General features: G+C 45.5%; 31 protein-coding genes and 1 pseudogene. 1 reads left to right on the top strand and 31 read right to left on the bottom strand.

Translation table 11 applies throughout. The features are described 5' to 3' along the window. Positions 1 to 539 (top strand): IS3 family transposase (locus ACO0KZ_RS20200; protein ID WP_422998581.1); only part of this gene is annotated, 539 nt, incomplete at its 5' end. Between the two features lie 52 nt (positions 540 to 591). On the opposite strand, the gene dsbD is transcribed toward ACO0KZ_RS20200, so the two are convergent. The 31 genes and pseudogenes from dsbD to ACO0KZ_RS20355 all read right to left on the bottom strand — a co-directional run. Next, the gene (gene dsbD, locus ACO0KZ_RS20205; RefSeq protein ID WP_422998583.1) at positions 592 to 2,370 is read right to left on the bottom strand and encodes a protein-disulfide reductase DsbD; all 1,779 of its coding nucleotides are present in this window, start codon (positions 2,368 to 2,370) and stop codon (positions 592 to 594) included. A 327-nt stretch (positions 2,371 to 2,697) separates the two neighbouring features. Next, positions 2,698 to 3,096 carry a 50S ribosomal protein L17 gene (rplQ, locus tag ACO0KZ_RS20210; RefSeq protein WP_186892604.1) on the bottom strand — a complete coding sequence of 133 codons (399 nt, stop codon included), beginning with the start codon at positions 3,094 to 3,096 and terminating at the stop codon, positions 2,698 to 2,700. Between the two features lie 129 nt (positions 3,097 to 3,225). Then, positions 3,226 to 4,203: a DNA-directed RNA polymerase subunit alpha gene (locus ACO0KZ_RS20215; protein ID WP_186892603.1), complete on the bottom strand. Its 978-nt coding sequence runs from the start codon at positions 4,201 to 4,203 to the stop codon at positions 3,226 to 3,228. Between the two features lie 103 nt (positions 4,204 to 4,306). After that, positions 4,307 to 4,930 carry a 30S ribosomal protein S4 gene (gene rpsD / locus ACO0KZ_RS20220; RefSeq protein ID WP_186892602.1) on the bottom strand — a complete coding sequence of 208 codons (624 nt, stop codon included), beginning with the start codon at positions 4,928 to 4,930 and terminating at the stop codon, positions 4,307 to 4,309. 216 nt (positions 4,931 to 5,146) lie between these two features. After that, positions 5,147 to 5,551, bottom strand: coding sequence for a 30S ribosomal protein S11 (gene rpsK / locus ACO0KZ_RS20225; RefSeq protein ID WP_186892601.1), 405 nt, complete (start codon positions 5,549 to 5,551; stop codon positions 5,147 to 5,149). Between the two features lie 40 nt (positions 5,552 to 5,591). Beyond that, positions 5,592 to 5,957, bottom strand: coding sequence for a 30S ribosomal protein S13 (gene rpsM / locus ACO0KZ_RS20230; protein ID WP_186892600.1), 366 nt, complete (start codon positions 5,955 to 5,957; stop codon positions 5,592 to 5,594). Positions 5,958 to 5,984: 27 nt separating this feature from the next. Next, on the bottom strand, positions 5,985 to 6,098 hold the full coding sequence (gene rpmJ, locus ACO0KZ_RS20235) for a 50S ribosomal protein L36 (RefSeq protein ID WP_014004415.1): 114 nt from the start codon (positions 6,096 to 6,098) through the stop codon (positions 5,985 to 5,987). 32 nt (positions 6,099 to 6,130) lie between these two features. After that, positions 6,131 to 6,349 carry a translation initiation factor IF-1 gene (gene infA, locus ACO0KZ_RS20240; RefSeq protein WP_005663428.1) on the bottom strand — a complete coding sequence of 73 codons (219 nt, stop codon included), beginning with the start codon at positions 6,347 to 6,349 and terminating at the stop codon, positions 6,131 to 6,133. Between the two features lie 25 nt (positions 6,350 to 6,374). Continuing rightward, positions 6,375 to 7,712, bottom strand: a complete 1,338-nt coding sequence (gene secY, locus ACO0KZ_RS20245) for a preprotein translocase subunit SecY (RefSeq protein WP_422998586.1) — start codon at positions 7,710 to 7,712, stop codon at positions 6,375 to 6,377. A gap of 23 nt (positions 7,713 to 7,735) precedes the next feature. Next, positions 7,736 to 8,224 (bottom strand): 50S ribosomal protein L15, encoded by a 489-nt coding sequence (rplO, locus tag ACO0KZ_RS20250; protein WP_422998588.1) that lies wholly within the window; start codon positions 8,222 to 8,224, stop codon positions 7,736 to 7,738. 28 nt (positions 8,225 to 8,252) lie between these two features. Beyond that, positions 8,253 to 8,432: a 50S ribosomal protein L30 gene (rpmD, locus tag ACO0KZ_RS20255; RefSeq protein ID WP_422998590.1), complete on the bottom strand. Its 180-nt coding sequence runs from the start codon at positions 8,430 to 8,432 to the stop codon at positions 8,253 to 8,255. A gap of 10 nt (positions 8,433 to 8,442) precedes the next feature. After that, positions 8,443 to 8,961 carry a 30S ribosomal protein S5 gene (gene rpsE / locus ACO0KZ_RS20260; protein ID WP_186892596.1) on the bottom strand — a complete coding sequence of 173 codons (519 nt, stop codon included), beginning with the start codon at positions 8,959 to 8,961 and terminating at the stop codon, positions 8,443 to 8,445. Between the two features lie 11 nt (positions 8,962 to 8,972). Further along, a complete protein-coding gene (gene rplR / locus ACO0KZ_RS20265) occupies positions 8,973 to 9,335 on the bottom strand; it encodes a 50S ribosomal protein L18 (RefSeq protein ID WP_186892595.1) in 363 nt (120 codons plus the stop codon). Between the two features lie 13 nt (positions 9,336 to 9,348). After that, positions 9,349 to 9,882 (bottom strand): 50S ribosomal protein L6, encoded by a 534-nt coding sequence (rplF, locus tag ACO0KZ_RS20270; RefSeq protein WP_422998593.1) that lies wholly within the window; start codon positions 9,880 to 9,882, stop codon positions 9,349 to 9,351. Positions 9,883 to 9,892: 10 nt separating this feature from the next. Continuing rightward, the gene (gene rpsH / locus ACO0KZ_RS20275) at positions 9,893 to 10,288 is read right to left on the bottom strand and encodes a 30S ribosomal protein S8 (RefSeq protein WP_186892593.1); all 396 of its coding nucleotides are present in this window, start codon (positions 10,286 to 10,288) and stop codon (positions 9,893 to 9,895) included. A gap of 14 nt (positions 10,289 to 10,302) precedes the next feature. Further along, a complete protein-coding gene (gene rpsN, locus ACO0KZ_RS20280; RefSeq protein ID WP_186892592.1) occupies positions 10,303 to 10,608 on the bottom strand; it encodes a 30S ribosomal protein S14 in 306 nt (101 codons plus the stop codon). Positions 10,609 to 10,615: 7 nt separating this feature from the next. Continuing rightward, the gene (gene rplE, locus ACO0KZ_RS20285; protein ID WP_186921439.1) at positions 10,616 to 11,155 is read right to left on the bottom strand and encodes a 50S ribosomal protein L5; all 540 of its coding nucleotides are present in this window, start codon (positions 11,153 to 11,155) and stop codon (positions 10,616 to 10,618) included. A 4-nt stretch (positions 11,156 to 11,159) separates the two neighbouring features. After that, complete coding sequence (gene rplX, locus ACO0KZ_RS20290) at positions 11,160 to 11,474, bottom strand: 50S ribosomal protein L24 (protein ID WP_422998596.1); 315 nt, start codon at positions 11,472 to 11,474, stop codon at positions 11,160 to 11,162. A 9-nt stretch (positions 11,475 to 11,483) separates the two neighbouring features. After that, positions 11,484 to 11,852, bottom strand: a complete 369-nt coding sequence (rplN, locus tag ACO0KZ_RS20295; protein WP_016836029.1) for a 50S ribosomal protein L14 — start codon at positions 11,850 to 11,852, stop codon at positions 11,484 to 11,486. 256 nt (positions 11,853 to 12,108) lie between these two features. After that, entirely contained in the window at positions 12,109 to 12,381 is a 273-nt protein-coding gene (gene rpsQ, locus ACO0KZ_RS20300; RefSeq protein WP_186892589.1) for a 30S ribosomal protein S17, read from the bottom strand. Continuing rightward, on the bottom strand, positions 12,381 to 12,572 hold the full coding sequence (rpmC, locus tag ACO0KZ_RS20305) for a 50S ribosomal protein L29 (protein ID WP_186892588.1): 192 nt from the start codon (positions 12,570 to 12,572) through the stop codon (positions 12,381 to 12,383). Before rpmC ends, rpsQ begins: the two co-directional genes overlap by 1 nt. Positions 12,573 to 12,585: 13 nt before the next feature. Continuing rightward, positions 12,586 to 13,005 (bottom strand): 50S ribosomal protein L16, encoded by a 420-nt coding sequence (gene rplP, locus ACO0KZ_RS20310; protein WP_186892587.1) that lies wholly within the window; start codon positions 13,003 to 13,005, stop codon positions 12,586 to 12,588. A gap of 2 nt (positions 13,006 to 13,007) precedes the next feature. Continuing rightward, positions 13,008 to 13,847, bottom strand: coding sequence for a 30S ribosomal protein S3 (gene rpsC / locus ACO0KZ_RS20315; RefSeq protein WP_186921435.1), 840 nt, complete (start codon positions 13,845 to 13,847; stop codon positions 13,008 to 13,010). Between the two features lie 9 nt (positions 13,848 to 13,856). Next, positions 13,857 to 14,186 carry a 50S ribosomal protein L22 gene (gene rplV / locus ACO0KZ_RS20320; RefSeq protein ID WP_186892585.1) on the bottom strand — a complete coding sequence of 110 codons (330 nt, stop codon included), beginning with the start codon at positions 14,184 to 14,186 and terminating at the stop codon, positions 13,857 to 13,859. 1 nt (position 14,187) lies between these two features. After that, on the bottom strand, positions 14,188 to 14,463 hold the full coding sequence (rpsS, locus tag ACO0KZ_RS20325) for a 30S ribosomal protein S19 (protein ID WP_186892584.1): 276 nt from the start codon (positions 14,461 to 14,463) through the stop codon (positions 14,188 to 14,190). Between the two features lie 10 nt (positions 14,464 to 14,473). Beyond that, positions 14,474 to 15,301, bottom strand: coding sequence for a 50S ribosomal protein L2 (gene rplB / locus ACO0KZ_RS20330; protein WP_186892583.1), 828 nt, complete (start codon positions 15,299 to 15,301; stop codon positions 14,474 to 14,476). A gap of 2 nt (positions 15,302 to 15,303) precedes the next feature. Beyond that, complete coding sequence (gene rplW / locus ACO0KZ_RS20335; RefSeq protein ID WP_186892582.1) at positions 15,304 to 15,615, bottom strand: 50S ribosomal protein L23; 312 nt, start codon at positions 15,613 to 15,615, stop codon at positions 15,304 to 15,306. Further along, entirely contained in the window at positions 15,612 to 16,235 is a 624-nt protein-coding gene (rplD, locus tag ACO0KZ_RS20340; RefSeq protein WP_186892581.1) for a 50S ribosomal protein L4, read from the bottom strand. The genes rplW and rplD overlap by 4 nt, the downstream gene beginning before the upstream one ends. A gap of 3 nt (positions 16,236 to 16,238) precedes the next feature. After that, entirely contained in the window at positions 16,239 to 16,895 is a 657-nt protein-coding gene (gene rplC / locus ACO0KZ_RS20345; RefSeq protein WP_186892580.1) for a 50S ribosomal protein L3, read from the bottom strand. 242 nt (positions 16,896 to 17,137) lie between these two features. Continuing rightward, positions 17,138 to 17,455 (bottom strand): 30S ribosomal protein S10, encoded by a 318-nt coding sequence (gene rpsJ / locus ACO0KZ_RS20350; protein WP_186892579.1) that lies wholly within the window; start codon positions 17,453 to 17,455, stop codon positions 17,138 to 17,140. A gap of 187 nt (positions 17,456 to 17,642) precedes the next feature. Further along, positions 17,643 to 17,788 (bottom strand): annotated as a pseudogene (locus ACO0KZ_RS20355) (elongation factor Tu); the annotation flags it as partial.

The raw sequence follows: 17,788 nt of genomic DNA on the forward strand, positions 1-17,788 counted from the left end.
ACAAGCACCCCAACTTACTAAAGGCAGGTTCTCAGCAAGTGCTCGCTTCTAAACCAGAACAAGTCTGGGTCGCCGATATCACCTACATACCGACAAGTGAAAAATTTGTTTATTTAAGTTTGGTGACAGATATCTACTCAAAAAAGATTGTCGGGCATCATGTTCACGCCAGCCTGCAAACAGAGGAAGTGAGTGTGGCCTATCGACGTGCGCTGCGTGGTAAAAGTAGCATGTCCGATCTAATACACCACTCAGATCGAGGCATTCAATACTGCTCTACTTATTACCAACAGTTACATGAGAAATTCAAGGTGCGATGCTCAATGACAGATGGATATGATTGCTATCAAAATGCTCTAGCTGAGCGGGTCAATGGCATTCTCAAGGGAGAGTTCTTATTGCACACCCCAGCAAATCTTGCCCAAGCACGAAAGCTTATCGCACAATCCATTCAAATTTATAACAACGAACGACCACACTCGAGTCTCAAAAACAAAACGCCCAATGAGGTTCATCGGGCGTGTTTGCAACACTTTTAGTTGTCAACTTATTTTAGGACTAGACATCGATTAATCTCAAAATCTCACTGGATCATTTTAGCTTCTGCAAAGAATTTAAAAATTTGTCTGCGTTCTGATAACCGATTACGCGCGTATTTGAAATCTCTTTTCCATCAGCTCCAAAGAAAATAATTCCGGGCGGTCCGAACAAACCGAAGCGTTTCAATAACGCTTTATCGTCTGCGTTATTCGCTGTGACATCGACTTGCAGCAGCAACATTTGATCCAGTTGCGCTTTCACTCTTGGCTCGACAAATGTTAGTTTTTCCATCTCTTTGCACGACACGCACCAGTCTGCATAAAAATCTAACATCACAATTTTGCCATTGGATTGTGCCAAGACAGCATCCAATTCGGCAGACGATTTGATGCGTTGAAACTTCACATGCTGGACATTGCCAGTGAGATGCGCTATCGGAGCCAATGCGTCACGTCCACCCGTCACAACACCTAGTAATTGCGTCGCGCCACCCAGCACAAAGAGAATGGCGATCAGCTTGGAAAGTACTTTACCTCGATACAGAGCCAACTGATAAATCCCATAACCCAACAGCAAAATTGCCCAGGCACTCATTTGCACCGCAGGCGGCAAGACTGGTGACACCATCCAAATCGCCATTGCCAACATCAACACGCCGAAGAAGCGTTTGATCTGCTCCATCCAAACACCGGCGCGTGGCAATAGACTACCTGCGGATATGCCTACTAACAGCAATGGGACACCCATACCCATCGCCAGAGAAAATAAAGCGGTTCCACCAACCACGACATCCTTGGTTTGACTGATGTACACCAAAGCGCCGGCCAAAGGTGCCGCAACACAGGGTCCAACTATGAGTGCGGAAATCGCCCCCATAAGAAACACGCCTGCCATCTTTCCGTTGCGTTGACCTTCAGAGAAATAGGTCAGGCGCGTTTGAATCGCTGCTGGCATTTGCAATTGATAAACACCGAACATCGACAGAGACAAGCCGATCATTAATGACGCAAAAGCAGACAGCACCCAAGGATTTTGCAAAGCCGCCGCCAGGCCTTCACCTAACAACCCTGCGGCGACACCCAAACTGGTATACACCAATGCCATGCCCAGAACGTAACTCAAAGACAGGAAAAAACCACGGCTACGTTTTATTGCTGCGCCTTCGCCGACAATAATGAACGAGAGGATAGGTACCATAGGCAATACGCAAGGTGTCAACGATAGACCCAAGCCAAGAAGCAAAAACAAAGGAATGATCAAACTTAAACGACCACTTTTCAGGGCATCAGCGATGCTAGATTGTTCACCGCTACTTTCTGCGATCTGGGGCGCCACTTTCACGTCACTCGTGATATTTGTCAGCGTTACTGGCAAAGTCAATTCCATAGGTGGATAACACAGACCAGCTTCAGCGCAGCCTTGCAGTTCCAATTTCAATTGAAAATCAGCAGTTGCCTTCACAGGTATAAGCACGACCAATTCGTGGTGATAGGTTTCGACATCCTTCTGAAAAGTATCATCGAATTTGACTTTACCTGGGGGGAGTTGAACTGCACCCAAATCAGCGCCTTGCGCGGCGAATTTCAAACGTTCACGATAAAGATAGTAAGCATCCGCGATGGTGTAAGTAATCCTTACCTGATCCTTGTTTAGCATCTGCGCCTTGACCTGGAATGCCTTCTCTGGCTCCAGGAAGTCTTCCGCTCTCACCGTTGATACAATGAGCAGGAGAACACACAATAACCCCAGGAACAGCCTTATAGCACGATTAGCTGAGAATAATGGAAGCAAGTTATCGCGCATCAATTGCATACTGGGGGAAGATTTCATAGTTCTCTTTGAAATTCAAAACATTTGCATTCTGATTCGGACAGACCATCGTAGTTCATTTTAACTAAGACGAACAGACCAGCGGCTCAATTTGCTATCTTAACGGAATACGGAAGATGGCGCCGGCGGAGCCAACTTAGTCTGGCATCGATGTGGAAGGAATAAGTACTGTTGACTAAGTCGAACCAATAAGTCAAGTATCAATATTTTTATAAATTGGGAAAATTCTCTACTTGTATTTATCCAATCACCTGCAACAAGCAATAAAAAAAGCCGTTCATTTTACTGAGCGGCTTCTTATTTCAGAAATGCTAACTACAACTTAGCTTATTCGTCAACTGTTGGTGCATCAGCAGCATCAGAGACTTCTGGGCGATCCAACAATTCTACATAGGCCATAGGCGCATTGTCGCCAACGCGGAAACCCATTTTCAAAATACGCAGATAACCGCCATTGCGATTTGCGAAACGTGGGCCCAATTCAGCGAACAACTTTTGAACGATTTCACGATCGCGCAAACGGTTGAATGCCAAACGTTTGTTGGCCAATGTATCTGTTTTGCCTAAAGTCAAAATTGGCTCAACAACGCGGCGCAATTCTTTTGCTTTTGGCAAAGTTGTTTTGATTGCTTCGTGGCGCAACAGGGAAACTGTCATATTGCGCAACATTGCTAAACGGTGTGATGATGTACGATTCAGCTTACGTAAGCCGTGACGATGACGCATGGTACTTCCTTTCGATTGTTTAAAAATTCCAGTTCTTCTATCGTCAAACCATTTGACGCGGACCGGTAATGTTCTTACTACACACTACAAACAATACGTCGGGTCAAATTAATCGACCCGACATAAAAATTACTTCTCTAAGCCAGCTGGAGGCCAGTTTTCTAACTTCATGCCCAAAGACAAACCACGGGAAGCCAAGACTTCTTTGATTTCGTTCAAAGATTTGCGACCCAAGTTTGGTGTCTTCAACAATTCGTTTTCGCTACGTTGGATCAAATCGCCAATGTAGTAAATGTTTTCTGCTTTCAGGCAGTTTGCTGAACGTACAGTCAATTCCAAATCATCAACTGGACGCAACAGTACTGGATCAACAGCAGGTGCTCGTGATGGTGCTTCTGCAGCTGCTTCTGTGCCTTCCAAAGCCGCGAATACATGCAACTGATCGACCAAAACGCGAGCCGATTGACGAATTGCTTCTTCTGGAGTGATCACGCCATTTGTCTCGATGTTGATGATCAACTTGTCCAAATCTGTACGTTGTTCAACGCGGGCAGATTCAACAGAGTAAGAAACACGACGCACTGGAGAAAAAGACGCGTCCAGAATAATACGACCGATTGTTTTGTTCGCATCTTCGGACAAACGACGTACGTTACCAGGAACGTAGCCACGACCTTTTTCCACTTTGATTTGCATATCCAATTTGCCGCCAGCAGTCAAATTCGCAATCACGTGATCTGGATTAATCAGTTCTACGTTATGTGGCAAATCGATGTCGGAAGCCAATACTGCGCCTTCGCCCTCTTTTTTCAAAGTCAGAGTCACTTCGTCACGCTCGTGCAACTTGAAGACTACGCCTTTCAAGTTCAACAAAATATCAACGACGTCTTCTTGCACGCCATCGAGAGTTGAGTATTCATGCACGACACCAGCGATGGTCACTTCTGTTGGCGCATAACCGACCATAGAAGACAACAAGACACGGCGTAAAGAGTTACCGAGTGTATGACCGAAACCACGTTCAAATGGCTCCATCACTACTTTCGCTGAGCCAGGGCCCAACATTTCAACATCGATAATACGAGGCTTAAACAGATTGTTTTGCATTATTTGTCCTTTTCAATACCCTCGGTTCGTTACACCGATAAGGCTGATGGCAAAAAGAAAAAAGCCTGCTCATCGTAAAATGAGCAGGCGGTGAAACTTAATATTAACGTGAGTACAATTCAACGATCAGAGATTCGTTGACATCGTGAGCGATGTCGCTACGATCAGGCATAGCCTTGAAAGTACCTTCCATTTTCTTGGAGTCAACAGACACCCAAGATGGCATACCGATTTGCTCAGCCAAAGCCAATGCTTCAACGATACGAACTTGCTTTTTAGACTTTTCACGAACTGCAACAACATCACCAGCTTTAACTTGGTAAGAAGCGATGTTTACTACGCCACCGTTGACTGTGAATGCTTTATGGCTGACCAACTGACGTGCTTCTGCACGTGTGGAGCCGAAACCCATACGGTATGCAACGTTGTCCAAACGGGATTCCAACAATTTCAACAAAGTTTCGCCAGTGTTACCTTTTTGACGATCAGCTTCTGCGAAATAACGACGGAACTGACGCTCTAACACGCCGTACATACGTTTAACTTTTTGCTTTTCACGCAACTGATTACCGAAGTCAGAAGTACGTGCGCCAGATTTTGCGCCGTGTTGACCTGGTTTTACATCTAATTTGCATTTTGAATCCAAAGAGCGACGAGCGCTTTTCAGGAACAGATCCGTGCCTTCGCGGCGGGATAACTTTGCTTTAGGTCCGATATAACGTGCCACAATAATTTCCTTTAAAAATGACGTAAGTGCCGTTTGACAACCTACGCTAGTCTGATCTACTTGCAATCAGACAGTGGTCTTATTAAATAAAAATCGAATAAGAAAATAAAATCGTATCAAAAATACGAAAGACAAAACCCACCAAATCAATTGGCGGGCTACATTCTAACATGATTGCTAGAATTATCCAAAGCTTAGCCTAAGCTAAGCAGTGAATTAGATACGACGACGCTTTGGAGGGCGGCAGCCGTTGTGTGGTACTGGCGTAACGTCTTGGATCAAGGAGATCTTGATACCCAAATTATTCAAAGCACGCACAGAAGATTCACGGCCTGGACCTGGACCTTTGATGCGAACTTCGAGGTTTTTGATACCGCACTCAACCGCAACTTTACCTGCCGCTTCCGCTGCAACCTGAGCTGCGAAAGGAGTAGATTTACGTGAGCCTTTAAAACCTTGACCACCAGCTGTTGCCCAAGACAATGCATTGCCTTGACGATCAGTGATCGTGATGATGGTGTTGTTGAAAGATGCGTGAACGTGTGCGATACCTTCAGCCACATTTTTCTTAACTTTTTTACGAGCGCGTGCTGCCGCTGCGTTATTTTGTGCTTTTGCCATAATTGGTTCCTTGAATCCAGTTGGTTTCAACTACGCTGGATTATTTTTTCAATGATTGCGCTGCTTTACGTGGGCCCTTACGTGTACGTGCATTCGTACGTGTACGTTGACCACGAACAGGCAAACCTTTGCGATGACGCAGACCGCGGTAGCAGCCTAAGTCCATCAAACGCTTGATGTTCATCGAGATTTCACGACGAAGATCACCTTCAACGACGTATTTTGCAATACTGTCGCGAAGCTTTTCTAACTCGTTGTCGTCCAGATCTTTGACCTTTTTAGTTGTCAATACACCCGTTGCTGCACAGATATCTGCTGCGCGTGGGCCGCCAATACCATAGATTGCTTGTAAGCCAATTACGGTATGCTGATGATTTGGGATATTAACCCCTGCTATACGTGCCATTCGTTATTCCTCGTTCAATAACGTTAATTAACCTTGGCGCTGTTTATGGCGTGGTTCTGTGCAAATTACACGAACAACACCTTTGCGCTTGATGATCTTGCAGTTGCGGCAAATCCGCTTAACTGATGCGAGAACTTTCATTTTTGCCCTCTTCCCTTCTAGTTCAATTTAATTTACTTGGTCCGGAACACAATGCGTGCTCGGCTCAAATCATAAGGCGTCAATTCTACTGTCACCTTATCACCAGGAAGAATGCGGATATAGTTCATTCGCATTTTTCCTGAAATATGGCCAAGCACAACATGCCCATTTTCCAACTTAACTCGAAATGTTGCATTCGGAAGATTCTCTAGAATCTCTCCCTGCATCTGTATAACGTCGTCTTTTGCCATTCGATCTGCTGTTCCTTTGGTGTGCTTACCGTGAAGGTATGCCGCCCTTGAAATTTGCTTTACGAAGAAGCGATTCGTATTGCTGTGACATTACGTAATTCTGCACTTGAGCCATAAAGTCCATGGTCACCACCACAATAATCAACAGCGATGTGCCGCCGAAATAAAATGGTACCTTCCAATGAGCGATCAGCAATTCAGGCAACAAGCAAACCAATGCAATGTATACCGCGCCAATCAAAGTCAAACGCATCAAAATCTTGTCGATGTAACGGGATGTTTGATCACCTGGACGAATCCCTGGGACAAAAGCACCACTCTTCTTCAAGTTATCTGCTGTCTCTTTGCTGTTGAATACCAGCGCAGTGTAGAAGAAGCAAAAGAAGATAATCGTTACAGCGTACAACAATGCATGCACAGGTTCACCAGTCGTCAGAGAACTTGCTAAATCTTGCAAGAACCGAACAAATCCAGAATCCTGATCTTGCGCTCCTTTTGCAAACATGCCAGTAATCGTGGCAGGCAACATAATAATAGAAGAAGCAAAAATCGGAGGAATTACCCCTGCCATATTCAACTTGAGTGGCAAATGACTGCTTTGACCACCATAAACTTTATTGCCTACCTGACGCTTCGCATAGTTGACCAGAATCTTACGTTGGCCGCGCTCTACGAACACAACCAGATAAGTCACTGCAACAACCATCACGCAAATAATCAACGCGGAAAACGCTTGCATAGAGCCGGTACGAACTAGTTCGAACAGTCCTGCTAACGCACCTGGTAAGCCAGCCACGATACCTGCAAAGATGATGATAGAAATACCGTTACCTAAACCGCGCTCAGTGATTTGCTCACCTAACCACATCAGGAACATCGTGCCAGTTACCAAGGTAACGACAGTGGTAAATCTAAACGCCATTCCAGGATCTAAAACCAAACCCGCCTGCGTTTCCAAACCAAAAGCAATGAAGAAAGCTTGCACCACGCCTAGTACCAAAGTACCGTAACGTGTGTATTGAGTAATCTTACGACGACCCGACTCGCCTTCTTTCTTCAGTGCTTCTAGCTGCGGGGACACAACTGACATCAACTGCATAATAATAGAAGCAGAAATGTAAGGCGTAATTCCCAGCGCCAAAATAGTGAAGCGAGACAAAGCACCACCAGAGAACATGTTAAACATACCCAAAATACCATTTTGGTTCTGCTTAAACAAATCTTCTAATACCTTTGGATCAATTCCAGGAACAGGTATATGTGCGCCTATCCTATATACAACCAGTGCTGCTAGCAAAAACCAGAGCCTTCCCCAAGGAAAACCACTTGCGGCACTTTTAGTTTGTTGAGGAGATGTTGCCAATGTTTGCTCCTGTTATGACTTAATTAAGCAGATGCTTTAGCTTTAGCAGGTAATTTCTTAACCACTGGTGCAATCACTAATTCAGTCACTGTTCCGCCAGCAGCTTCGATCGCAGCCTTAGCACCTTTGCTGACGATTAAGCCATTCAAAGTTACTTTTTTAGTGATCTCGCCTGACAAAATAACGCGAACAACGCGCGCCAATTCAGAAACGACACCAGCTTGCTTCAATGCCAAGACATCGATTTCTGTAACTGGCAAACTTTCCAGGTCAGACAAACGAACTTCTGCTTTGTAAGGTGTTGCCAAAGACTTGAAACCACGCTTAGGCAAACGGCGTTGCAAAGGCATTTGACCGCCTTCGAAACCGACTTTATGAAAGCCACCTGTACGAGATTTTTGACCTTTATGACCACGACCCGCTGTTTTACCGATACCAGAACCGATACCACGACCAACACGACGTTTGTAGTGTTTAGCGCCATCAGCTGGTTGGATTGTATTTAATTCCATAATTTGCTCCGATCGTAAACCCTAAGGCTTACGATACAACCTTCACAAGATACGAGACTTTATTGATCATACCGCGCACTGCTGGTGTGTCTTGCAATTCAGAAACTGAATTTACGCGACGCAGACCTAAGCCGCGCACAGTAGCACGATGTGACTCGCGCGTACCGATCAAACCCTTGACCAATTGTACTTTAACTGTATTTGTCATTTCGCTCACCTTAGCCCAAAATTTCTTCAACGGACTTACCGCGCTTTGCAGCGATATCGGAAGGCGTACTCATTTTCGACAAACCGTTCAAAGTTGCACGAACCATATTGTATGGATTAGTAGAGCCATTTGACTTAGCAACTACATTAACAACTCCCAATACTTCGAAAATCGCGCGCATTGGCCCACCAGCAATAACGCCAGTACCTTCTTTAGCAGGCATCATCATGACTGATGAGGCGCCGTGCTTACCAGTCACTGCATGTTGCAATGTACCGTTTTTTAAAGTTACTTTAATCATTTTGCGGCGGGCTTCTTCCATCGCTTTTTGTACGGCTACAGGAACTTCTTTCGATTTCCCCTTACCCATACCGATGCGACCGTCACCATCACCAACGACTGTCAGTGCGGCGAAACCCATGATACGACCACCCTTAACCACTTTGGTTACACGGTTGATCGCGATCATTTTTTCGCGCATGCCATCATCCGGCTTGTCGGCTGCTGTTTTTGCTTGCATTTTTGCCATGACAATATTCCTTAGAACTTCAAGCCGGCTTCACGCGCGGCTTCTGCCAACGCCTTCACACGACCGTGGTAACGAAAACCGGAGCGATCAAACGCGACTTCGGTAACTCCTGCTTTCAATGCTTTTTCCGCAACGCGCTTACCAATCAAAGTGGCTGCCGCAGCATTACCACCGTGCTTAGATGCCGCTGCCAATTCTGCACGCACTTCAGCTTCCACTGTAGAAGCAGATGCCAATACTTTGGAATCTGCATCAATGATGCTGGCGTAGATATGCAGGTTCGTACGGTGCACAGATAAACGTGTGACCTTGAGCTCTGCGATCTTGGCACGGGTTTGAGTCGCGCGGCGCAGACGTGATTGTTTCTTATCCATCGTCTAACCCCTATTACTTCTTCTTGGTTTCTTTAATCACAACCACTTCGTCCGCGTAGCGGACACCCTTGCCTTTATAAGGCTCTGGGCTGCGGTATGCACGAACTTCTGCTGCGACCTGACCAACTTGCTGCTTATTCACACCCTTGATGAGAATTTCAGTTGGAGTTGGTGTTGCACATGTCACGCCAGCTGGCATGTCATGAACGACAGGATGAGAAAAACCCAAGGAGAGATTCAACTTGTCGCCTTGCGCTTGCGCTTTATAACCAACGCCGACGAGGTTCAACTTCTTCTCAAAACCTTTAGTAACACCGTTAACCATGTTATTGACTAAGGCACGCAAGGTACCAGTCATAGCATTAGCTTCACGGCTGTCATTTGCCGGCTTGAAATTGAGGACACCACTGTCGTTTGCGATAGACACTAAACCATTCAAGCTTTGTGTCAATACGCCCATTGGACCTTTTACTGTAATCGCTGCTGCTGAGATTGCAACTTCTGCACCTGCTGGCAACGCGATTGGCATTTTACCTACTCGAGACATCTTGCACTCCTTAGGCGACGTAGCAAATAACTTCGCCACCGACACCGGTTGCGCGCGCTTTGCGGTCAGTCATAACGCCCTTAGGTGTGGACACAATGGCCACGCCCAAACCGTTCATCACACTTGGGATCTCGTCTTTACCTTTGTAAATACGGAGACCTGGACGTGATACACGTTCCAAGCGTTCGATAACAGGACGTCCTGCATAATACTTCAAACCGATTTTCAATTCAGATTTACCAGCAGCGTCAACTACTGCGAAATCCTCAATGTAGCCTTCGTCCTTCAGCACGTTTGCAATTGCAACTTTTACCTTAGAGGACGGCATCGCGACGGCAGTCTTTTGAACAACTTGCGCGTTACGGATGCGGGTCAGCATATCGGCGATAGGATCGCTCATACTCATTGCTTATTCTCCTATTACCAGCTAGCTTTAGTCATACCCGGGATTTCACCACGCATGGCGAATTCACGGACTTTAATACGGCCCAAACCGAACTTACGGAATGTGCCACGTGGACGACCTGTCAAAGCGCAGCGATTGCGCTGACGAGTCGGATTAGAATTACGTGGCAATGCCTGCAACTTCAAACGAGCTAAATATTGCTCTTCTGGAGTTTTTGACTGGTCATCAATGATGGCCTTCAATTCGGCGCGTTTGCCAGCGAATTTCTTCACCAAATCTGCACGCTTTTGCTCACGATTAATCAGTGCCAATTTTGCCATGGCGACCTCAGTTTCTGAACGGAAATTTAAATGCGGCGAGAAGCGCTTTTGCTTCTTCGTCGGTCTTAGCTGTCGTGGTAATACTGATATTCATACCACGCAACGCGTCAATCTTGTCGTACTCGATCTCAGGGAAAATGATCTGTTCCTTGACACCAATATTGTAGTTACCACGACCGTCAAATGCGCGGCCAGATACACCACGGAAGTCACGAACGCGTGGCAAAGCCACAGTCACGAAACGATCCAAGAATTCGTACATATGATTACCACGCAGGGTGACCATACAGCCGATTGGATAGCCTTCGCGGATTTTAAACCCAGCGATCGCTTTACGTGCCTTAGTTACGACAGGTTTTTGACCTGCAATCTTCGTCAAATCACCAACAGCGTGCTCGATAATTTTCTTATCAGCGATCGCTTCGGACAAACCCATATTGAGGGTGATCTTCAAGATGCGAGGAACTTCCATTGGAGACTTATATGAAAACTTCTCAGTCAAATCTGCAACGATTTTATCTTTATATAATGCTTGTAGACGGGCCATGACTTTATGCCTTCACAACTTCGCCAGTCGACTTATAGACGCGGACTTTCTTGCCATCCACAACCTTAAAGCCTACACGGTCTGCTTTACCAGATGCAGCATTAAACAACGCCACATTGGAAACATGAATCGGCATCACTTTATCCACGATGCCACCAACTGCTCCAGTCATTGGGTTAGGCTTAGTCGCTTTTTTAGCAACATTAACACCTGCAACAACAACGTAATTTGCGTCAATGCATTGCTGCACTTGACCGCGCTTACCTTTGTCTTTACCCGTCAAGACGATGACTTCGTCGTTTTTACGAATCTTATTCATCACGACTCCTTACAGCACTTCTGGAGCAAGCGAAACGATCTTCATGAAACGCTCAGTACGCAGTTCACGCGTTACTGGGCCGAAAATACGAGTCCCGATAGGCTCAAGTTTTGCATTTAACAACACTGCAGCATTGCTGTCGAACTTCACCAAAGAGCCATCCTGACGACGAACACCTTTAGCAGTACGAACCACAACTGCATTGTAAATTTCACCTTTTTTTACGCGACCGCGTGGAGCAGCAGACTTGACTGTTACCTTGATAACATCACCGATCCCTGCATAACGACGCTTAGAGCCACCCAATACTTTAATGCACAAAACTTCGCGCGCACCGGTATTGTCAGCCACTTCTAGCCGGCTTTCTGTTTGAATCATATTGTTCTCTTTCCCAACTTAATCCACACAATCCGCACATTGCAAATCTGTAGTCAGTCTTGGTCCCGCCAGCCAACTCTTTTATTGTCAGACGCCTTAGAAGCACAAATAACAATGCACGAGTCAACCGATTAGGTGGACGATTTTTTAACCACTCTCAAATTAATCCTTGAGAGACATTTAAGCTGTCATTTGCAAGCTTTGCAAATGACAGCCCATCATTATTACATCAAAAAACGATTACTGCAACAACTATTTATAAAACTGGCGCAACTTGTACAACTCGAGTCAATGTCCAGGCTTTAGTTTTAGAGATTGGACGACCTTCTTGAATCTCGACTGTATCACCGGCTTTTGCTTGGTTAGCTTCGTCGTGCGCATGATATTTCGCAGTACGCACAATGATCTTACCGTACAAAGGATGTTTAACATGACGCTCAACTAATACTGTCACTGTCTTATCCATCTTGTCGGAAACAACTTTGCCAATCAATGTGCGCTTCAGGGCAACTTTAACTTGATCGTTCATTATTTGGCATCCTTCTGATTCATGACTGTTTTAACTCTGGCGATGTCACGACGAACTTTTTTGAGTTGCGAAGTGTTATTCAACTGTTGCGTTGCGATTTGCATACGCAGGCTGAATTGTGCCTTCAACAAATCATTCAATTCTTTCGTCAAAGCTGCGGAGTCTTTGCCTTGGAGTTCAGATACTTTCATTTACAACTCCCTATTAAGTGCCGACTTGACGTACGACAAACGTTGTCAACAATGGTAATTTAGCAGCTGCTAAGCGGAAAGCTTCGCGTGCCAGCGCTTCATCAACGCCATCCATCTCGTACAACATTTTGCCTGGTTGAATCTCGGCTACGTAGTACTCTGGATTACCCTTACCATTACCCATACGAACTTCAGCTGGTTTCTGAGAAATTGGCTTATCTGGGAAAATACGAATCCAAATACGGCCACCACGTTTGATATGACGAGTCATAGCACGACGTGCAGCTTCAATTTGACGTGCTGTAATACGGCCACGTGCAATTGATTTCAAACCAAATTCACCGAAAGAAACTGCTGTACCACGATCATGGGAAATACCCTTGTTGCGGCCTTTTTGTTCCTTACGATATTTTCTGCGTGCTGGTTGCAGCATGATTATTCTCCTGCTTTCTCAGCTGGTGCCGCTGCGCCGTCAGCTGCTTTCGTGCGAACACGTTTAGCTGCTGGAGCTGCTGCTGTACCAGTTGGAGTTTGACCTTCAGGGCGCTTTGCACGTGGACGGCTATTTGGCTTGCCATCTTCGCGACGTGGGCCACGACGTTTTTTGTCGTCTTCTGGTGTAGATTCGATTACAGGAGCGTCGCCATTGGCTAAACGATCACCTTTATAGACCCACACTTTAACGCCAATAATACCGTATGTCGTAGATGCTTCGCTTGTACCGTAATCGATATCAGCACGCAAAGTATGCAGAGGCACACGGCCTTCGCGATACCATTCTTTACGTGCAATTTCGATACCATTCAAACGACCACTAGACATGATCTTGATACCCTTAGCGCCCAAACGCATTGCGTTCTGCATCGCACGTTTCATCGCGCGGCGGAACATAATACGTTTTTCGAGCTGCTGAGAGATAGAATCAGCGATCAATTGAGCATCGATTTCTGGCTTACGAATTTCTTCGATATTTACGTGCACTGGCACGCCCATGATCTTTGCCAAATCCGCTTTCAAGGATTCGATATCTTCGCCTTTTTTACCAATCACAACACCTGGACGGGAGCTGTAAATAGTAATACGTGCATTTTTTGCCGGACGCTCAATAGTGATACGACCTACTGATGCATTTTTCAATTTCTTTTTGAGGTACTCACGTACTTTGATATCTTCGTTGAGCATAGTGGCAAAATTTGCATTGCCAGCATACCAGCGTGAAGACCAATTACGTGTTACCGCTAAACGGAAACCGGTTGGATGTATCTTCTGTCCCATCGTGACTCCTTAGTTACCAACAGTCACATAAATGTGACAGGATTGTTTAGAGATACGATCACCACGACCTTTTGCGCGCGCGGTAAAGCGTTTGAGAATTGGTCCTTTTTCGACATAAATCGTCGTAACTTTCAATTCATCGATATCGGCACCATCATTGTGCTCGGCATTAGCAATTGCTGATTCCAAGACTTTCTTAATGATAGTCGCGCCTTTTTTCGGACTGAAGGCTAAGATGTTTAATGCTTGATCGACTTTCTTACCACGGATCAAATCTGCTACCAAGCGACCTTTTTGCTCGGACAGACGTACACCCTTCAATATTGCTTTGGTTTCCATATTATCTCTTCGCTTTCTTATCCGCGATATGACCTTTAAATGTGCGAGTCAATGCGAATTCGCCCAATTTATGGCCTACCATGTTTTCAGAAACGTACACTGGTACGTGCTGCTTACCATTGTGTACAGCGATAGTCAGACCGATGAAATCAGGCATGATTGTCGAACGACGTGACCAAGTCTTAATTGGCTTTTTGTCTTTATTTGCTTGCGCAGCTTCGACTTTCTTTACCAAATGGGCGTCGCAAAACGGCCCTTTTTTAGCTGAACGTGTCATGTGTTACCCCTTATTTCTTGCCACGGCGTGAAACGATCATGGAAGTCGTACGCTTGTTGCGACGTGTCTTCTTACCCTTAGTTTGCTGACCCCATGGAGAAACTGGATGACGTCCTGCTGCTGTCTTACCTTCACCACCACCGTGTGGGTGATCGATAGGATTCATGACAACACCACGAACTGTCGGGCGAACACCGCGCCAACGCATCGCACCAGCTTTACCAATTTTACGTAGGTTATGCTCACCGTTACCGACTTCACCGATAGTTGCACGGCATTCGATATGGATACGACGAACTTCACCAGAGCGCAAACGCACTTGAGCGTATGTACCTTCGCGAGCCATCAACACAACACCAGCACCAGCAGTACGAGCAATCTGTGCACCCTTGCCAGGCAACATTTCTACGCAATGCATAGTTGTACCGACTGGGATATTGCGGATTGGCAAGCAGTTACCAGATTTGATTGGCGCTTGTGAGCCATTCATAACCTGATCACCAGCAGCCATACCTTTGGATGCAATGATATATGCACGTTCACCGTCCGCGTAGCACAACAAAGCAATGTGCGCTGTACGGTTAGGATCGTATTCAATGCGTTCAACTTTCGCAGGAATACCATCTTTAGAACGTTTAAAATCGACTAAACGATAGTGCTGCTTATGACCACCGCCGATGTGGCGAGTAGTGATATGACCATTGTTGTTACGGCCAGCAGTTTTATTTTTCTTTTCCAACAAAGCAGCAAACGGACGGCCTTTATGCAAGCCTTCAGTTACCACTTTAACCATACCACGACGGCCTGGTGAGGTTGGCTTCATCTTAACGAGTGCCATGCTTATGCCCCCTCGGTAAAGTTAATTTCTTGACCTGGCTTCAAACATACAAAAGCGCGTTTTGTATGATTGCGACGGCCATTAAATTTACCAGTACGTTTTTGTTTGCCCAAGCGGTTAGCTACCTGCACAGATTCAACTTGAACCTTAAACAGCAACTCAACAGCAGCCTTGATTTCTGGCTTAGTTGCATCTGGCATAACCAGGAAAACAACTTGCTCGTTTTTCTCTGCAACCATGGTTGCTTTTTCAGAGATCACCGGAGCCAGCAACACCTTCATCAGGCGTTCTTCACTATGCTTGATTACGCTCATGCCAGCATCTCCTCAATCTTTGTCAAGGCCGCTTTAGTGATCAACACTTTCTTGTAGAACACCAAAGAAACTGGATCAGCATAACGTGGCTCAACAACCAAAACGTTAACCAGATTGCGAGCAGCCAACATCAAGTTTTCGTTGAAGTCTTCAGTAATAATCAATACTGAATCCAAGCAACCCATTGTCTTCAATTTCTCGGACAACAACTTAGTTTTTGGCGCATCAACAGTCAAACTGTCAACAACATTCAAACGACCTTCACGAGCCAACTGAGACAAGATCGAGCAGATACCTGCACGATACATCTTCTTGTTAACTTTGTGAGAGAAGTTCTCATCAGGAGAGTTAGGGAAAGCGCGACCGCCTCCACGCCACAATGGGGAAGATGACATACCAGCACGAGCACGACCCGTACCTTTTTGACGCCATGGCTTCTTAGTTGTGTGGTGAACTTCGTCACGACCCAATTGTTTGCGATTACCACTGCGAGCATTCGCTTGGTAAGCAACAACAACTTGATGAATCAAGGCTTCGTTGTAGTCACGACCAAAAATAGTATCTGGTGCAGCAACATTAGAAGCAGATTGACCATCCGCATTTAGGAGCTTCAGTTCCATAGATTAAGCCCCCTTCTTTGCTTTAACTTTAACAGCTGGCGATACAATCACCTGACCGTTTTTCGCGCCTGGAATAGCACCTTTCACCAACAACAATTGGCGATCAGCATCTACACGAGCGATGACAAGATTTTGCACTGTACGCGTAACATCACCCAAGTGACCAGTCATGCGTTTACCTGGGAAAACGCGACCAGGATCCTGCGCCATACCGATAGAACCAGGTACATTATGCGAACGTGAGTTACCGTGAGTTGCACGACCAGATGCGAAGTGGTGACGTTTAATAGTACCGGCATAGCCTTTACCAATTGTCACACCTTGCACGTCGACTTTTTGACCAGCTTCGAACAAGCCAACAGGCACAACATCGCCTGCTTTCAGTTCAGCAGCTTTAGCAGCGTCAACACGGAATTCTTTTAAGACAGTACCAGCTTCCACGCCCGCTTTTGCGAGGTGACCTGCAGCCGCTTTAGTTACACGGGATGCACGGCGCTGACCGAATGTTACCTGAACAGCGGAGTAACCGTCTGTTTCAGGAGTTTTGATTTGTGTCACGCGGTTGTTTGAGACATCTAATACTGTGACTGGAATTGAATCACCATCATCAGTAAAAATGCGCATCATACCAACCTTGCGACCAACTAGGCCCAAGCTCATTGTTTTCTCCATTCTCACCTACGATTGGGTGAGGCTGATGTTTAGAAACTTACTTTTAATACTTAAAAATAGACAGACAAAAGCCTATCAAAATCTAAGCCTTCGATTGTAACCCGAAAAATTTCCACTTACAAGATAAATTTATTTGAAAATGGAAAATTTTATGGTATGTCAGTTTTCCCGATTTTTTGATGACCACCTCAATTTCAAGCAATCATCAATTCATCGAGAACTATTGCTGATTATTGCAATTTGATTTCTACGTCAACGCCAGCTGGCAAGTCGAGCTTCATCAATGCATCAACAGTCTTATCCGTTGGATCAACGATGTCCATCAAACGCTGGTGCGTGCGGATTTCGAATTGATCACGGGAAGTTTTGTTGACGTGCGGGGAACGCAAAACGTCGAAACGTTGAATACGTGTTGGCAAAGGAACTGGGCCTTTAACAACAGCGCCGGTACGCTTAGCTGTTTCTACGATTTCCAAAGCAGATTGGTCGATCAACTTGTAATCAAACGCTTTCAAGCGAATACGGATTTTTTGATTTGCTGTAGACATGATATTTCCTATAAAGAACGAGCCACGATGCATTAACTGTGGCATTTTTAACAAAGAGCGAATACTAAAAAACTACGGCTGTCGCACTTAAAAAGCACGACAGCCGACTAGTGTACACCAAATTTCGGATTATTCTAAATTTTATCGATGAAACTAGCGAGCCTCACCGATAACTTTTAAAGAATAATTAACCAACGATAATCTTAGCAACAACACCAGCACCAACAGTACGACCACCTTCACGAATCGCGAAACGGAGACCTTCTTCCATCGCGATCGGGTTGATCAACTTAACTGTGATAGAAACGTTATCACCTGGCATAACCATTTCTT

Source organism: Undibacterium sp. Di24W, from assembly GCF_049340325.1.
Classification (GTDB): Bacteria; Pseudomonadota; Gammaproteobacteria; order Burkholderiales; family Burkholderiaceae_D; genus Undibacterium.

Excerpts from the sequence above, each read along its gene's own strand:
- dsbD (WP_422998583.1), bottom strand. The coding sequence starts at position 2,370 with ATGAAATCTTCCCCCAGTATGCAATTGATGCGCGATAACTTGCTTCCA.
- rplQ (WP_186892604.1), bottom strand. The coding sequence starts at position 3,096 with ATGCGTCATCGTCACGGCTTACGTAAGCTGAATCGTACATCATCACAC.
- ACO0KZ_RS20215 (WP_186892603.1), bottom strand. The coding sequence starts at position 4,203 with ATGCAAAACAATCTGTTTAAGCCTCGTATTATCGATGTTGAAATGTTG.
- rpsK (WP_186892601.1), bottom strand. The coding sequence starts at position 5,551 with ATGGCAAAAGCACAAAATAACGCAGCGGCAGCACGCGCTCGTAAAAAA.
- rpsM (WP_186892600.1), bottom strand. The coding sequence starts at position 5,957 with ATGGCACGTATAGCAGGGGTTAATATCCCAAATCATCAGCATACCGTA.
- rpmJ (WP_014004415.1), bottom strand. The coding sequence starts at position 6,098 with ATGAAAGTTCTCGCATCAGTTAAGCGGATTTGCCGCAACTGCAAGATC.
- infA (WP_005663428.1), bottom strand. The coding sequence starts at position 6,349 with ATGGCAAAAGACGACGTTATACAGATGCAGGGAGAGATTCTAGAGAAT.
- rplO (WP_422998588.1), bottom strand. The coding sequence starts at position 8,224 with ATGGAATTAAATACAATCCAACCAGCTGATGGCGCTAAACACTACAAA.
- rpmD (WP_422998590.1), bottom strand. The coding sequence starts at position 8,432 with ATGACAAATACAGTTAAAGTACAATTGGTCAAGGGTTTGATCGGTACG.
- rpsE (WP_186892596.1), bottom strand. The coding sequence starts at position 8,961 with ATGGCAAAAATGCAAGCAAAAACAGCAGCCGACAAGCCGGATGATGGC.
- rplR (WP_186892595.1), bottom strand. The coding sequence starts at position 9,335 with ATGGATAAGAAACAATCACGTCTGCGCCGCGCGACTCAAACCCGTGCC.
- rplF (WP_422998593.1), bottom strand. The coding sequence starts at position 9,882 with ATGTCTCGAGTAGGTAAAATGCCAATCGCGTTGCCAGCAGGTGCAGAA.
- rpsH (WP_186892593.1), bottom strand. The coding sequence starts at position 10,288 with ATGAGTATGAGCGATCCTATCGCCGATATGCTGACCCGCATCCGTAAC.
- rpsN (WP_186892592.1), bottom strand. The coding sequence starts at position 10,608 with ATGGCAAAATTGGCACTGATTAATCGTGAGCAAAAGCGTGCAGATTTG.
- rplE (WP_186921439.1), bottom strand. The coding sequence starts at position 11,155 with ATGGCCCGTCTACAAGCATTATATAAAGATAAAATCGTTGCAGATTTG.
- rplX (WP_422998596.1), bottom strand. The coding sequence starts at position 11,474 with ATGAATAAGATTCGTAAAAACGACGAAGTCATCGTCTTGACGGGTAAA.
- rplN (WP_016836029.1), bottom strand. The coding sequence starts at position 11,852 with ATGATTCAAACAGAAAGCCGGCTAGAAGTGGCTGACAATACCGGTGCG.
- rpsQ (WP_186892589.1), bottom strand. The coding sequence starts at position 12,381 with ATGAACGATCAAGTTAAAGTTGCCCTGAAGCGCACATTGATTGGCAAA.
- rpmC (WP_186892588.1), bottom strand. The coding sequence starts at position 12,572 with ATGAAAGTATCTGAACTCCAAGGCAAAGACTCCGCAGCTTTGACGAAA.
- rplP (WP_186892587.1), bottom strand. The coding sequence starts at position 13,005 with ATGCTGCAACCAGCACGCAGAAAATATCGTAAGGAACAAAAAGGCCGC.
- rpsC (WP_186921435.1), bottom strand. The coding sequence starts at position 13,847 with ATGGGACAGAAGATACATCCAACCGGTTTCCGTTTAGCGGTAACACGT.
- rplV (WP_186892585.1), bottom strand. The coding sequence starts at position 14,186 with ATGGAAACCAAAGCAATATTGAAGGGTGTACGTCTGTCCGAGCAAAAA.
- rpsS (WP_186892584.1), bottom strand. The coding sequence starts at position 14,463 with ATGACACGTTCAGCTAAAAAAGGGCCGTTTTGCGACGCCCATTTGGTA.
- rplB (WP_186892583.1), bottom strand. The coding sequence starts at position 15,301 with ATGGCACTCGTTAAGATGAAGCCAACCTCACCAGGCCGTCGTGGTATG.
- rplW (WP_186892582.1), bottom strand. The coding sequence starts at position 15,615 with ATGAGCGTAATCAAGCATAGTGAAGAACGCCTGATGAAGGTGTTGCTG.
- rplD (WP_186892581.1), bottom strand. The coding sequence starts at position 16,235 with ATGGAACTGAAGCTCCTAAATGCGGATGGTCAATCTGCTTCTAATGTT.
- rplC (WP_186892580.1), bottom strand. The coding sequence starts at position 16,895 with ATGAGCTTGGGCCTAGTTGGTCGCAAGGTTGGTATGATGCGCATTTTT.
- rpsJ (WP_186892579.1), bottom strand. The coding sequence starts at position 17,455 with ATGTCTACAGCAAATCAAAAAATCCGTATTCGCTTGAAAGCGTTTGAT.